The organism is Microbulbifer sp. VAAF005, from assembly GCF_030012985.1.
Lineage (GTDB): Bacteria > Pseudomonadota > Gammaproteobacteria > Pseudomonadales > Cellvibrionaceae > Microbulbifer.
In genome coordinates this window covers 3645928-3660927 of sequence record NZ_CP120233.1, presented here as the reverse complement: position 1 = coordinate 3660927, position 15000 = coordinate 3645928, and the positions used below count along the sequence as shown (strand labels likewise).

Annotated in this window: 16 protein-coding genes; 3 read left to right on the top strand and 13 right to left on the bottom strand. The window is 49.2% G+C overall.

The features are described from left to right. Positions 1-435: 435 nt before the first annotated feature. From P0078_RS16515 to P0078_RS16485, 7 genes are all read right to left on the bottom strand, one after another. Positions 436-945: a hypothetical protein gene (locus P0078_RS16515; protein WP_282931021.1), complete on the bottom strand. Its 510-nt coding sequence runs from the start codon at positions 943-945 to the stop codon at positions 436-438. Between the two features lie 486 nt (positions 946-1431). Then, complete coding sequence (parE, locus tag P0078_RS16510) at positions 1432-3318, bottom strand: DNA topoisomerase IV subunit B (RefSeq protein WP_282931020.1); 1887 nt, start codon at positions 3316-3318, stop codon at positions 1432-1434. A gap of 12 nt (positions 3319-3330) precedes the next feature. Further along, positions 3331-3924, bottom strand: coding sequence for a YqiA/YcfP family alpha/beta fold hydrolase (locus P0078_RS16505; RefSeq protein WP_282931019.1), 594 nt, complete (start codon positions 3922-3924; stop codon positions 3331-3333). A gap of 102 nt (positions 3925-4026) precedes the next feature. Beyond that, a complete protein-coding gene (locus P0078_RS16500) occupies positions 4027-4701 on the bottom strand; it encodes a hypothetical protein (protein WP_282931018.1) in 675 nt (224 codons plus the stop codon). Between the two features lie 344 nt (positions 4702-5045). After that, positions 5046-5870 (bottom strand): 3',5'-cyclic-AMP phosphodiesterase, encoded by an 825-nt coding sequence (gene cpdA, locus P0078_RS16495; protein ID WP_282931017.1) that lies wholly within the window; start codon positions 5868-5870, stop codon positions 5046-5048. A gap of 41 nt (positions 5871-5911) precedes the next feature. Then, positions 5912-6433: a DUF1249 domain-containing protein gene (locus P0078_RS16490; RefSeq protein ID WP_282931016.1), complete on the bottom strand. Its 522-nt coding sequence runs from the start codon at positions 6431-6433 to the stop codon at positions 5912-5914. A gap of 87 nt (positions 6434-6520) precedes the next feature. Further along, positions 6521-7183: an NUDIX domain-containing protein gene (locus P0078_RS16485; protein ID WP_282931015.1), complete on the bottom strand. Its 663-nt coding sequence runs from the start codon at positions 7181-7183 to the stop codon at positions 6521-6523. 146 nt (positions 7184-7329) lie between these two features. Here P0078_RS16485 and P0078_RS16480 point away from each other — a divergent pair, with 146 nt between their 5' ends. Together P0078_RS16480 and P0078_RS16475 are read left to right on the top strand one after the other, a co-directional pair. Next, a complete protein-coding gene (locus P0078_RS16480; protein WP_282931014.1) occupies positions 7330-8370 on the top strand; it encodes a glycosyltransferase family protein in 1041 nt (346 codons plus the stop codon). A 36-nt stretch (positions 8371-8406) separates the two neighbouring features. Further along, a complete protein-coding gene (locus P0078_RS16475) occupies positions 8407-9459 on the top strand; it encodes a glycosyltransferase (protein ID WP_282931013.1) in 1053 nt (350 codons plus the stop codon). Positions 9460-9617: 158 nt separating this feature from the next. On the opposite strand, the gene P0078_RS16470 is transcribed toward P0078_RS16475, so the two are convergent. The 6 genes from P0078_RS16470 to P0078_RS16445 all read right to left on the bottom strand — a co-directional run bounded on the left by P0078_RS16470 (position 9618) and on the right by P0078_RS16445 (position 13802). Further along, complete coding sequence (locus tag P0078_RS16470; protein WP_282931012.1) at positions 9618-10079, bottom strand: DUF4136 domain-containing protein; 462 nt, start codon at positions 10077-10079, stop codon at positions 9618-9620. Between the two features lie 54 nt (positions 10080-10133). Next, the gene (locus P0078_RS16465; protein WP_353057010.1) at positions 10134-10802 is read right to left on the bottom strand and encodes an MlaD family protein; all 669 of its coding nucleotides are present in this window, start codon (positions 10800-10802) and stop codon (positions 10134-10136) included. After that, on the bottom strand, positions 10775-10996 hold the full coding sequence (locus P0078_RS16460) for a hypothetical protein (RefSeq protein ID WP_282931010.1): 222 nt from the start codon (positions 10994-10996) through the stop codon (positions 10775-10777). Before P0078_RS16460 ends, P0078_RS16465 begins: the two co-directional genes overlap by 28 nt. Continuing rightward, positions 10996-12483 (bottom strand): PqiB family protein, encoded by a 1488-nt coding sequence (locus P0078_RS16455; RefSeq protein ID WP_282931009.1) that lies wholly within the window; start codon positions 12481-12483, stop codon positions 10996-10998. The genes P0078_RS16460 and P0078_RS16455 overlap by 1 nt, the downstream gene beginning before the upstream one ends. Beyond that, positions 12476-13039, bottom strand: coding sequence for a paraquat-inducible protein A (locus P0078_RS16450; RefSeq protein ID WP_282931008.1), 564 nt, complete (start codon positions 13037-13039; stop codon positions 12476-12478). Before P0078_RS16450 ends, P0078_RS16455 begins: the two co-directional genes overlap by 8 nt. A gap of 109 nt (positions 13040-13148) precedes the next feature. After that, positions 13149-13802: a paraquat-inducible protein A gene (locus P0078_RS16445; RefSeq protein WP_282931007.1), complete on the bottom strand. Its 654-nt coding sequence runs from the start codon at positions 13800-13802 to the stop codon at positions 13149-13151. Positions 13803-14153: 351 nt separating this feature from the next. On the opposite strand from P0078_RS16445, the gene P0078_RS16440 reads away from it, so the two are divergent. Further along, positions 14154-14987: a TolC family protein gene (locus tag P0078_RS16440; RefSeq protein ID WP_282931006.1), complete on the top strand. Its 834-nt coding sequence runs from the start codon at positions 14154-14156 to the stop codon at positions 14985-14987. Positions 14988-15000: the final 13 nt, after the last annotated feature.

The following is a 15000-nucleotide window of genomic DNA, read 5'->3' as shown; positions in this document are numbered from 1 at the left end:
ATATGGATTTCTAGCCGCTTAAATAATAGAGCACTATTTTTATCGCATCTCATACCTTTTACGCATGAAAGCAGTTTAAAAAGGTGTATTAGTCATTTCTTATGACAAAAAATCTATGAGCATTCCAATACTTATTTGGAACTCAAGCTATTAGATACTCAACTACTCTTCTAGCTCGCTCTGCACGTATTTTTCGAATCCACGGTTTCATCCAGGATTTATCAAATCCCATGACCTCACAATTTTCATTATATATTTTGGGTTGACTTTCGGTCATACAAACTCCCACTGGTACTCAGGAAGAAAAATACCTCTTTCACAATTAGGTTATTATTGATTTTGTTGAGAGTGATACTACCAGTAGCTAAATTTAATATGACCATTCCTATTACAACAGCTAGATATATCAACTCCCTATTAAGGCATGATTTAAGATTAACCTTTGGAATCACCCATATTTCTAATTGAATTTGGCAAAACCAACTCTACTGGCTTCCTTGAATTAACATAATCACGGAATTCGGGAGCCACATATTCAGAGCGCAACTCCCATATCCTTTTAAAAGGTGCCATTGATAAGTATGCTGTATATTGACGAGTCATTGAGTCCCAAATAGTAAAATCCAACCTGTTTGCCTTGTATTGGAAATAAGCTTCTTCCCAGATCTTAAAAAAACGATATACAAAACCAATGATCCTTAAAGTATCGGCACTCGACAAAGAATCAAAATCCTTCATCGCCTTTGCAAAGATGTCTGCCATTGGTCCATCACAAATTGCTGCCACAGCTTCTCGATGAGCAATGGATATCTCATGCATAGAAGCAATCTTCGATTCTTTATTCTGAACTCTTATTAAAGCGGCAAGATAGACTAAAGATGCGACAACAGCAAAGGCACCAACAAGCTCACCAACGGCACTTAATGTATCCCACAGCATACTCAAAATTTAATCTCGTCAAGCAATCATTAATTATATAACTTTTGATGCTGTCGCTTTAGACTTTGAAAATACCCGAAACTGCTAGTCTCACTGTCAAGACATTATATAGGCACTTGTCACATGGTGCTTATTTCATCTTTTAAAAAAAATTTAGACTCTAAGCAATTAGAAAATGACAAAATAGTAAAACCAATAGAATGAATTGATTTGTGCACTTCTTTTTATCGAAAATATCACATAGATGCTAAGGCTATATATTTTCGCATCAATGAAGTTGCCTCTTTTAAATAAGTATTATTCTAAAACAAAAAATTTAAACTAAAGGAATTAAATAATATCCAGCTGAAATGGCATCCATTAAGCTGAATAACTGATACAACTTCTGAAAGAGAGATAGAGCCCCTCAGCGCTCCATATTAATCATATGCATTGATCTGTTGCCTTAGTACACTAAGGCAACACCAATATCTATGTTAGAAAGCTAAGAGCTTAACCCACTTCAGCCAAATTCCCCTTACTTTCCAGCCACTGCTTGCGGTCTCCAGCACGCTTTTTAGCCAGGAGCATATCTAGTAGTTGATTACTGTCATCTCCTGAATCTATATAAAGCTGTACGAGACGTCGGGTATTGGGATCCATGGTAGTTTCACGCAATTGCATAGGATTCATTTCTCCCAATCCCTTAAATCGGGTTACCTGAATCTTGCCCTTTTTCTTTTCTGCACTGATACGATCGAGAATGCCCTGTTTCTCAGATTCATCCAGCGCATAATAAACGTCTTTACCGATATCAATTCGGAACAGTGGGGGCATGGCCACATAGACATGTCCGTTAGTGACCAACGGTCGGAAATGACGTAAGAAAAGCGCGCATAACAGCGTAGCAATATGCAGCCCGTCTGAGTCGGCATCGGCGAGGATACAGATCTTGTTGTAACGCAAGCCTTCCAGGTTATCGCTGCCCGGGTCCACCCCGAGGGCTACAGCAATATCATGCACCTCCTGGCTAGCGAGAATTTCCCCTGAGTCAACTTCCCACGTATTCAGGATTTTACCGCGCAGAGGCATGATAGCTTGGAACTCCCGGTCTCGTGCCTGCTTGGCGGAGCCACCGGCCGAATCCCCCTCCACCAGGAAGAGTTCAGAGCGCGTGGTATCGCCACTGGAGCAGTCTGCCAGTTTTCCAGGCAAGGCCGGTCCCTGAGTAACTTTTTTACGTGCAACTTTTTTCGCGGAGCGCATGCGCTTCTGTGCATTGCCAATACACAGTTCCGCCAGTTTATCGCCCTCTTCCGTATGCTGGTTCAGCCACAAGCTGAATGCATCTTTGGCGACACCGGAAATAAATGCGGTCGCTTCACGAGAGGAAAGTCTTTCTTTTGTCTGGCCAGAGAATTGAGGGTCAGCCAGCTTGGCAGAGAGAACGTAAGAACACTGGCTCCAAATATCTTCTGGTCCCAATTTAATTCCGCGCGGTAGCAGATTGCGGATTTCACAGTATTCGCGCATTGCTTCCAGCAGACCAGCCCGCAAACCGTTGACATGGGTACCGCCCTGAGCGGTAGGAATCAAGTTTACGTAGGATTCAGCGGTGACCTCTCCGCCCTCTGGTAACCATTGGACCGCCCAGTCTGCCGCCTCAGTAGTAGCTGCAAAACTGCCTACAAATGGTTCTGCTGGCAGTACTTCCCAGCCCTGATTTGCAGCGGCCAAATAGTCCTTGAGGCCATCTTCGTAATACCACTCATCGGACTCGCCATCCTGCTCATTGATAAACGTAACCGTGAGACCCGGGCAGAGAACCGCCTTGGCACGCAGAAGGTGTCGTAGGCGCACCACTGAAAATTTAGCGGAATCAAAATATTGGGGATCTGGCAAGAAGCGAACACTGGTGCCTGTTGTGCGCTTGCCGCACTCACCTACTACTTCCAGGTCGGAGGCCTTTTCACCATCCTTAAAGCCAATGCGATGAACCTTGCCATCTCGCTGGATAGTAACCTCCAGCACTTTTGAGAGGGCATTAACCACCGAAACACCGACGCCGTGAAGGCCGCCGGAGAATTGGTAATTATCATTGGAAAACTTACCGCCGGCGTGCAGAGTGGAGAGGATAACCTCTACACCAGGCCGTCCCTGCTCAGGGTGGATATCGACAGGCATACCGCGGCCGTTGTCGCTGACAGAAAGCGAGTGGTCCTTGTGTAACACCACTTCAATTTTCTTGGCATGTCCGGCCAGGGCTTCGTCGACACTGTTGTCGATTACCTCCTGAGCCAGGTGATTTGGGCGTGCGGTATCGGTATACATCCCGGGGCGCTTACGCACCGGATCTAGTCCCGTGAGTACCTCAATATCTTCGGCGGAATAATTAGCCATAATTCTTATTGATTACTGCTCGTTAAATAGAAATTCGGTGATAGGGTCGCAATAGCGTGCGAACTCCTGGAAACTATGATCGCCACCGTCTTCAATGGTCTGGCGTTGTCCTTGGTAGAAATCCTGCGCATCGCGATAATCCAGAACTTCATCCCCGCGCTGGGCGAGTAACCAGTAGCAACTCTGCAACGGCTTCTCCAATTTAGCCTGTACCCGCTGCATGGCATCTACATCAACCAGGGTAAGACGGAATTCCTCTTCTTCACCGCTATAGGGTTTTAAAACCTTCCCCACATAGGCTGGAATAAAGCGCGCGGGGCGCACTGCGGGATTTATCAGTACAGCGGGCAATCGGAAGCGCTCACCAAGGTAAGTGCACCAAAAGCCCCCCATAGAACTCCCCACCAATCCAATGGGTCCCCTATCTGACTGCCGAAGGAGATCCTCCACAAGAGCCACCAACGATTTCTGCGCCTCCTCTGTATAGGGAGGAATCTGCGGTGCACAGAAGGTAACATGCGGGTATTGGGCCTGGAGCCGTTCTCGCATCAACTGGCATTTGAAGGACTGTGGTGATGAAAGGAAGCCGTGCAGATATATCAGCACCGGCCTTCCCTGAAGATCATTAGTTTGCATAGGCGGTGATTATAGCGCCCATATCGTCAATCGGGGGCGCTATGTAACCAGAAGCCTCAAAACGTGTGGGTATCACAGCAATGTGCGATTCAAACTGGCAAAGGCCCGCCTCATATCTACACGCATATCAGACCAGAAAGTAACACTGGTAAAACGCTCCATGCGCCCACCGGGGCCATAGGCACCAAAGTTCTCACCGATATCGCGGCGATCCCGGAAGCGCATCACAGCATTGCCCTCCCGATCATAAAGCGTTCCGACCAGTACCCCATAGGCACTCTGCTCGGTGTAGACGCGCCAGGTCCATGGAGAGGGGTCCAGTGGTGCAGCTACCGAAAATTTTTCCAGGGATAAGGACAGTGTGTAATCTGCCTCTTCCTCCTCCTCTGCTACCACGCTGTTACGCGGTTCGAGAAACTTCTCGGCAAACGTTTTGACCAACAGTGCATTCATCTGCTGTAGGTCCCTATCATCCAGCTCGTAATCTTTCTCTCTGTAGCGGGTGCGTGGCACCGAAGAAAAGCGCTTGGTGTAGTCAATTTGCACAGGGGCAATAAACACTTTGGAGCCGCTCATATCAAAAGCAAAGGCCGCGGCAACTTCATCCAACGAGCTGGATCTGGGAACCAAACCTTGGCTATCCTCCTGCACTGCCAGCTTTGACTCTCCCACCTTATTGGGGTCCTGTGCACAGGCGCCGACTAATAACGCCAAGCCAATGAGCGGTAAAACAAATATTCTGTTCATTATTATTCCTCACTTCCCGATGTTATCCACTTAGCGGACGGAGTAGCTGCAAAATACGCATGAAATGAGGGGCAGTAGCGCAAATAAAACCCCAGTACCTATTAGCGTATTTTATCAACTGTCAAATACTACTATTGATTCTGGTATGCCCCATTAAACAAATATCATCAATGATCATAAGCCTGGGGAAGTTTCATTGTACGGTCAGAAGACAAAAAAGATAATGGTAAGTTCGTAAAGGGAGGCTTTACAAATAAAGGCGAGCTAGAAACTCTTAAATAACACGATAGAAATCCCACAAAGTGGGACTTCAAAAAAGCAGGCACATCTCAAGGAGAAGTGACTCAGTAGCCGGAAGATGCAAAATCAACAGAGTATTTTGAAACCTCAACCCGTTCGACCCCGGTTTTATAGCTACCGTCATCATATAAATCGAACCAACGATATCCCGGCATCTCGTCGTCTACAGCAAAAGGCCCACTACCCGGAGTAAATTGTACAGATGTGGAAGGTGTCGCATGTAAGCCGACCCGACCCTCATGATTATCAAACTGCTGATGTACATGGCCCCACACGAGCGCTTTGACTTGGGGCGCTTTGGATACCATTTGCAAGAGTTGCTCACGTCCATCGCGCAGCATATGGCCATCAATCCACTTACTACCCACCTGTACCGGCTGGTGGTGCATCATGATCATTACCGGGTGTTCCCGGGTTTCCCAAAGCAGCAGCTGCAAACGCTCAAGCTGAGCTTCGCTGAGACCGCCACATATCTGGTTTTCAACACTGGTATCGAGAAGCAAGAGGCGCCAATTTCCTAGGGCAACTACCTCTGTACAGCGTTGTGGGGCCAGCTGTTTCATACGAGAGCTTAAGTCGTGATTTCCTGGTAGCCAGTACCAAGGTTTCTGCACCCTGCGCATTTTCTGAAGAAACCGGCGGTAAGAGGCCTCGGCCCCATTCGCGCTAATATCTCCTGTCGCCACCAGCAGTTGCGCTGCCTGCTGTCTGGAAACGATTGCGGACAGTACCTCATCCAAAGTATGACCGGTATCCAAACCCAGTAATTGATAATCCGGCCGGCTGCCAATGTGTGGGTCTGTTATTTGGATCAGACGATATGAATTGGTCTTATCGGACCTGCTAGGCTTATTGTGCTCGCGAATCACTTGCTCACCTTGTAATCACATCCATGTGTTCTACCGCAGAATTAAATTTTTCGGCCATCCAGCACTAATTGAAATTCTGCGCGACCATTTGCAAGACAGTACTCAAGCCACTCACCGAGAAAACGGTTGGCCTGAGGCCTCTCATCTGCGCGCTGCATACGGGGATTTGGGTAAGCGATATCCACTCCTTTACCACCTACCGGCCCACAGCCATTAACTGCTATCACCTCTGCCATCCGCGCATCGTGATAGAGACGAGCGGTCAGGTTGGGAGATACTAGCCAGTGGCTTTCACTGAGATTTACCTCTGCGTCCAGTGACACTTCTGTGGTGTACCTGGATCGCGCTACCACTCTCAGCTTTAAGCTGCCACCAGGGATTTGATAGCACCATTGCTCTCTCTCTGAAAGCTCAGGTAACAGCCTCAGTAGACGTAGGTAGTTAGCGTCGCAGTCGGCATGATAAGACGGTAAATCGACGCGATATACTGCTTTACCGTTGCCATTTGGCGACATTTTCGTCTGCCTGCGCTGACGCGCACCTACCTCACGCACTAGAGCCATTATCAACACTCCAATTCAATTGCCGCCGTGATTTACATCTCAGTTTGCCTTTTGTCCGGGTAAAGTAGCGCAAAAGGCTGTGACCGCTCAGGCGGGTGACGTCATATGAGTAAACTGTTTCCGATTTAACTCTAGCCACTGCACCGAAATCAGTGTTGTGGCATTGTCTATCGGGTTTTCTCCCGGGGCGTAATCCCTCCGCATCGCATCTACGACGTTCTGCCTCGGGAATACCCGCAAACGGATATCCTCATTTTCCTCAGCCAGGCCGAATACGCCCTCGGCCTGCTCCAAATCTACCAGGGCACAATACAGATGTATCCGCTCCGAGCTGCCCCCGGGGCTGGGGATATAACTGTGGATAAAGTACAGGTCGTCCACGGTGCATCCAGACTCTTCAAACACCTCCCTGCGCGCTACATCCTCCAGATTCTCCCCTTTCTCCACCATACCGGCTACCACTTCAAGACACCAAGGTCCTGCAGGGCGTCCCAAGGCACCCGTACGGAATTGCTCGGTAAGTGCCAACAGGTCCCTGACAGGATCGTAAAGTAGGACTCCCACGGCCTCACCACGCTGAAACAGCTCCCGCTCTATTTCATTGCTCCAACCCCCGCGAAACAAGCGGTGGCGCAGTCGCAGGCGCACCATAGTGAAAAATCCTTTAAACACGGTTTCCCTGGAAATTATGTCTACCGAATCAGCGGTGAACTCCGGGTTTAAATCAGTTCGACTGTTATCTTGTGGCATGGTTCGTCTTTCCCTAGGTTTCGGTTTTGCTGCGCTGCTTCCGCGACAAGACCGGGGTACCAGCTGTTATACTCTGCGCCCACCGTACCAGCCGCTGACTACAGAGGCTATCCGGGTTTCCGTGTTGAATTTCGAGAGTACACAACATGAGAGTGCTGAATATCGCCTATCAGCAGCTACGGCGCTATGGCAAGACAAGGGTTAGCTGGGCACAAAAGCTCACCTTCGGCCTGATTAAAAATGACCACTACACCCAAGTGTTCAGCGACCGCGATATCGCCGCGTTTGAGGCTCCCTTTGGTATTCGCGACCTGGGTGTAAAAAAGGCGAACCGACGCTTGATAGAAACTGTCGAGGCCTTTGAGCCAGACCTCATCATTGCAGGCCACTGCGATATGATCACTAACGACACTCTGAAGGCCATTAAGCAACGCCTGCCCAATTGCTTTATCGCTCACTGCAATAATGATCCCCTCTTTGTTCCCAGCAATGTCGAACGAATCAAATACCGCGCGGAAGTCGCCGATGCAGTTTTTGTATCCACCGGGCGAAGAGAACTGAAAATTTTTGAGGGCTTTGGTGCTCGTGTTTATCACATGCCGAACCCGGTTGAACCCTCGATTGAAAACCTTAATAACGCTGAACGCACAGATTTAGCCATCGACCTGCTTTTCTGCAGTAACAGCAATAATTTCACCAAGCGTTTGCAAATGGTTAAAAACCTGAAAGATGCCTTGGGGGATTCGCTGAACTTTAAAACCTATGGCAGCTTCGGCGAGGCACCCGTTTGGGGCCGCGACTACGACCACGCTCTATCTCAAACCAAAATGGGACTGAATTTCAATCGCCAGGATACCCATTACTGGTATTCCTCAGCACGCATGGCGCAGTTGGCGGGCAACGGTATTTTGCAGTTCACCAGTGATAAATTACATTTTGATGACTTGTTACCCGCTGAGAGCGTCGTTTATTTCTCCGATGAGCAGGACCTACTGGAAAAAATCCGCGAATTTAACAGTGACGATGCCAAGCGACGCGCCTGGGCCACACGGGCCAGGGAGTTTTTCCACAATGAAATGAACTCGAAGCTCTACGCTCAGTACATTGTCGAAGCCACAAGCCTACAGCCTTTTAGCCACGACTATGCTTGGGCTCAAGATATCAATCTGGATGGCACACTCAGGTAGTGTTGACCCACTCTATTCGATCAGATGCAATAGATTATGAGTAATAACCCAATTCGAGTCGCACAGATACTCGCCGGTGCTGAGCACGGTGGTGCTGAAAATTTCTTTGTGCGTCTCGTCAGTGGATTAAATCCCCGCAGCGAAATTACAGAAAAAGCGTTTATTCGCAACCACGATCACCGGGTACAGGCACTGCGCGGCAACAATGTTGAAACCGAAGGTTTTAAATTTGGTGGCAAGCTGGATTTTCTCGGCCGAAAAAAATACCGGGATGCCCTGAACCAATGGCAACCGGATATCGTGATGACCTGGATGGGGCGTGCTACTTCAATCACCCCCAACTCTGAAAAATACCTGTTGGTAAGCCGCCTCGGGCACTATTACAACCTGAAGTATTACCGTCACGCAGATTATTGGATCGGCATCAGCAAGGGTATCTGCCAGCATTTAAGGGACGGGGGCATCCCCAAGGATAAAATTTTCCATATCCCCAATTTTGCCGATGAGACACCGGTTAATCCGCTGCCAAGAAACAGCTTCAACACCCCGGAAGACCGACCCCTGATCCTGGCTGCAGGCCGCCTGCATATCAATAAAGGGTTCGACACTCTCCTCCATTCACTCACCCAGGTACCCAACGCCACTCTGTGGCTCGCGGGTAGTGGCCCAGAGGAGAGCAAGCTGAAATCCCTGTGCCATCAACTCGGCCTGGAAGAGCGGGTTCGCTTCCTCGGTTGGCGCAATGATGTCACCACTCTGATGCGCACTGCGGATATGTTCGTGTGCCCATCGCGCCATGAGGGCCTGGGCTCTATTGTGATGGAATCCTGGGCCCATCGCTGCCCTATAGTAGCGACGGACTCTCAGGGCCCTGGAGAAGTAATTACCAATGGCAAAACCGGTCTGATTACCCCTATCGATAATGCCGATGAACTGGCCAAAGCCATGAAGTCCGTTATCGAATCGCCGGAATTGCGCCAAAGCCTGATCGAAAATGCGGCCGAGGAGTACGCAACGACATATGCGAAACAGGTTATCGTCGACTCCTATATCGATCTATACGAAAACCTGATGAAGAAAGGGCGCTAGCGGTGAATAGCAGCCACCTTTAACCCGGCGGCTGCTAAATCTTGTTTTTCGTTTCGTGCCAAATCGTACTTATTGATAGGCCGGAGGCAAATCCCGCAAGAGTGCGCTGACCCCATTGGCGATCAGTCGTTGACGCTGCTCAATACTATCGGGGCGTGTTAACAATTCACTGGCTCTCCCCCCCAAATCACAGCCCCGCCCGGGCGCCCAATACCCACACTCATAATCACCAAGGGGGCATCTGTCAGGGGCGGTAGTTCCACTACATCCTGTGGAGCATTGCTATCAAACTGTTTGTCCCAGCTGGGATCCCGGGTATCACCGGAGAAAAACTCATCGACTACCGCAACCTGGTAATCCACCACCATATCCGCATCCTGGTCCTGGGAGACTTGGCGATATCCTCGTTGCTGTAACTCTGCGGCAACGGTATCCCGCATTTCTTCATCCAACTCCACCAGCTGGGCAGAGGCATCTTCTGAGCCACTCAACGGCGCTACCCCCCATTTATACGTGGCAAAGGCAACCGGTGGCTCCCCGGTAGCGGCTTTTTCAACCTGTATCTCCTGGCAACCCGCCAATACCAAGATACTCAGCAAGCCTGTTAATAAATAGCGCATAAAAACTCCTACATTCCCGTACTTATTTTACTGGTTCGACCGTGCCGTAAAGTTCTATCTTAGGACTCCAGGTATACCACTTGGGTTCAGCTTTCGGGTAGAGAGGGAAATGGCTGCCCGACTCCACTTCAAATCCCATAAAAGGGGCTTCTGGCGTGGCAAATGCGATCCCCCCTGCAACAGGGCCTGAGCCGATTCCGTATTGATATTAAGTCCACTTTTCAGACCAAAATTCACATCGACGCCACTGGCATTCCAAAACACCGTGTGCTCTCGCACCAGGGGCTGGTAATGGGGTTCAATATGAACATAGATATACACTCGATCAGCATACTCCCCCAAGGCAAAACCTGTAACCTCCCCCACTTTTACTTGGCGATAATAAACCGGACTCCCTGCTACCAAAGATCCTCGCCTCGCAGCATCCAGGATAATTCCCAGCCCAGGGCGGGTAAAAGTTTCTGCCAGGTCTTCTTCCGGAGCCTGTTCCAAAGCGTAAAACTTTGTCTGAGGACCACCTAAGCCGGGCTCAAGCGCTAGGTAGCGCCCTGTAATCAGGGTATCCAGATGGGCAATCTTATCAATGCCAATTTGTGGGGATACCACCCATATACGAGTACCCTCCCGGGCAAACTGTTCCCCTCGATGATACAACTTCGCCCTAGCCCACACCTCTCCTAAAGAACGATCGAGCCTCAGGCGGGTGATCTCTCCAACTTGCACCCCGCGGTAACGTAGGGGGCTCCAACTCTAAGCCCCTCGGCACTTACGAGACTCACCTGAATCTGTATCCCCCCTTCCAGAGCTGCCTCCCGGCTACTATAAAGGGGAAACTGATCTCCATTTTTCGCCTGTCCGCCTTTTCCAAGATCTTCCCGACGTATACCAAAGGCGACGCCGCCGCGCAGAAGCGACATCAACGAATCCGCTTCCACTTCCACCCCTCGGTCAAGCTCGCGGTGGCTCGCAATCCGCTGACATTCCAGAATCGAACGCCCTCCTGCACAAAGTGCGCATAACGGGGCTCTATCACGACATAAACTTCTACGCCTTCGCCATCCCTTCGTAGCTCCATTCCCTGAACTTTTCCCACTTCTATACGGCGAAAATAAACTGGAGCACCGCGCTGCAATGATCCTGGGTTACGCGAAGTCAAGCGTAAGTGTAGCCCTGGCACACGAGGATCCATCGGTGGTGCAGATGTCCGAGCAGTAAAATTCCGCTGTGAGCGCTGCCCTTTACGCAGATCCACTTCTATACGATTTCCCTGGATTAGATCATTAAGCCCGCCGGTAAAATCCAGGGTAGGAGGAGCTAACCAGAAGCGAGTATTTTCGGTGAGTAATTCATCGGTAGTCGGATCCATAAGGACTTTTACTTCCATACCATTTAAACGGTTATTCGCTTTGGCAGCGCTGACTTCCCCGACCTGGATACCTTGATAATAAACTTTTGTAGTTTCAGGAGTGACATTGACCCCCTGATCAAAATTCAATGTCACTGGAATTCCCGCATCCGCTGCAGAAAAATTTTTGTATAACTTAAATTCACTACCATTTACAGCAAGTGGAGATTGGCGTTGATTTTCCGGGGTGTAAAAACTGACCCCGCCAGCAAAAAGTGCTGCGAGAGATTCCAAGTTGACGCTGATTCCACTGATGCCACCTTCAATAGAAATTCCAGAACTATTCCAAAAGCGACTACCCCGGTGGACCAGATAAGCATATTCGCGGCGAATAAATAATTCGATACTGACTTCGCTTCCATTTCGATCCAAACGGTAATCCGCTACCTGCCCGACTCGCAATTGACGATAATATACCGGCGACCCGCGACTTAAAGAGCCCAAGCGACGGGACTGTAAAACGACACGTAAACCATCCCCACGAATAAACGCGGGGGGCTGGTCCAGGGCGACAAAATTGCGCTTGCGATTTCCACTGCCTGATTCAACCGCAATATAATTCCCTGATAGCAATGTTTCTAAACCACTAATCCCTGTAATGGAAAGCTCTGGTTTTACTACCCAAAACTCAGTTCCCTCCACCAGTAAATATTCTGCACTGCGATTTAAACTAACCTCAGCTAAAACTCCATCAGCACCATTCAACTCCTTCGCATTAGGTACCAAACGAACATCCTGAACCACCCCAATATCGACTCCAGAATACTTAACTACTGTTTTGCCCTTTACTAGGCCATCACCGGAGTGAAATAGAATAGTGGCCTTAACATCCCCCTCAGAAAAATCCTGATAAAGTAACCAAAGTGCAATTAGCCCTGCAATCAAGGGCAAAATCCACACCAAAGGCAATCCCTTACTTGTACGCACCACTCCCCGCTGGGCACCACCATCCAGGCGAGGTTCTTCACTTATGTCCTGCGGGGGCAGTTCCTCAGCCATTCTCTGCAGCACTCCTATGGGCCGTCTCCGGCTCTACAGCAGACTGATACAGATCTCCATCGTAGGCATCCCAAATTAGTCGGGGATCGAAGGTTCGTGCCGCCAACATGGTCACCACTACCACAGAGGCAAAAGCCGTAGCACCAGCTCCAGCAGTTACCTGGGAAATAAATCCCATATCCACTAGTGATACCAAAATTGAAATCATAAATAAGTCTAAAAGTGACCAACGGCCAATGCCGGAAACCACCCGGTATATTTTCATGGACTGAATTGGATCGAAGGACATACGCAACTGGATTTGAATCAGGAGCAGCCCCAGTCCCAGCAGCTTCATCACAGGCACTGCAATACTGGCAACAAAGACAACTAAAGCTATTCCCCACATTCCCGAGTTATAGAGTTGCATAACCCCGCTAATGATGGTGCTGGGATCACCGGCACCTAAATAAACTACGGTCATTATCGGCAACACATTGGCAGGTAAAAGCAATAAAGTGCCAGTAATCGTCAGAGCCCAGGTCAACATCAAGCTTCCCTCAATTCTGCTATGCACTCTCGCTCCACAGCGCGGACATCGACAACGACCAATTTGGGGAAGAATAATTAATTGATGACAGCATAGGCAGCTGGTTAAGCCTTTCTTTAAACCTTTAATTGGTACGCTATTCACAAGCTTGTCCTTTAAGCGCACGACGTTGTGCCAAGCGGTGCCAAATTGCTGTTTGGTCAAAACTCAGGGAAGAGAGATTTGCCAGTAGCATCATGGCACCAAAACAGTACAGCCCCGGTTCTACCTCCATCTTGCCCAAATCCCGTAATTTAATCAGCGCCACCAAAATTCCGAGCATATAGACATCGAGCATGCCCCACTCTTTTATGTGCTGGTAAAAGCGAATAGCATTAGATACCGGCCGGTCAAGCCAGGCCCATGCGCTGCCCCAACAAATAAATAACAACAGGGCAAATTTACCTACCGGAGCTATAACGCTACAGAAAAGCACTAGCACCGAGAGCCAAATAAATCCCGCCTTGAAAAGAGAGTAAACGCCATTAAGCAAAGTGCTTTCTGCACCAAATGAGAACAGGGAAAAGTCGAGCAGCGGCAAGCTGACAGAGGGAATAAATAATAAGAGGCCGGTGAGGCTGAGAGCCAGGGTGTAGTAAATACTGTGATTGCCATTGCGATGCAAAGTACAGCGACATCGGGGACAAACCAGCTTTTGCCCCGGGGGCGCCAAGCTGCCGGTTAAAAGTAGATCGCATTCGTGACAGACTCTCTGCCAATCGGTCAGCACCGCGTTGTGCTCCTCATTCATGGACAGTCAGTCCTTGCCTTATTCTGCACAATTTTTGCCGCATCCAAATGCTTATGAGGCGCGTCTATTGAAATATAGGCCCTCAACCATTATTCAATGGGCCCGTATTATTGCCAAGAAATTACCGATAAACGCACATAGGTGTCGGTTTAACGAAGATATAGCAAAAAGCCGAAAGCCGTCTCGACGGTCGGTTTGACCCCGGGTAAACTCTCGCGACTGCTATTGGGGAGACTGGCAATATTAGTAATAACCGCAAGCTGGAGCCCTCTATATCCCCACTACATGACACCAGCTCCAAATAACTTGCAAAAGCTTGAAGACCGTACCCTCCACAGGAAGTCGAAACAGATGAAAAGAAGTAACCGCACAGAGCCGCAAGGCCGCAAGTTGCGTCCGCTGAAAAAACTAATCGCCGCTACGCTGCTGGGCCTGGGCGCTATGCAGGCACAAGCCGACACCCTGTGGGATATCTATACACAGGCCCTGGAGAATGATCCCGAGCTGGCCGCAGATCGCGCTGCTTACCATGCAGGTATCGAGGCTAAGTACCAGTTTCGCGCACTCTTGCTTCCTCAAGTGGAAGCCAACTATATAGCCGAAAGAAGCCATACCTATAGCGCCGCAAATAACTTCCAGCTCGTGGATGTCAGTGGAGAGGGTGAAGACGAAGATATTCAACTGATTAACTTCAGACCCAGAGTCACTGAGTCCGTACAAGAAAGAACCTACGCTGCCACCCTGAATCAAGCTATTTTTGATGCTCCAGCCTGGTTCGATTTCCAGCGGGGCAAGAGACTTACGGAACAGGCAACGGCAGAATTTAGCGCCAACCAGCAAGGAATGATGATTCGTGTTGCCACTGCGTATTTTGACGTGTTACGCGCTTACGATGTTCTAGAAGCTGCGATTGCTGAAGAGCAGGCTCTAGCCAAACAGCTGGAACAGACTCAGCAACGCTTTGAAGTGGGACTCACTGCAATTACTGACGTTTACGACTCCCAAGCGGCTTATGACAGCTCTGTCGCCCGCCGCCTCACCGCTCAGGATGACTTACTCAGCAATTTTGACGCCTTATCTGTTTTGACTGGTGGCTATCATGACGAAGTGGCACCTCTAATTGCCGACTTTAAGGTAACCCCCCTACTCCATCGGATCGTGCCGACTGGGTTGAATTTGCCTTAGCAAATAATTTTGT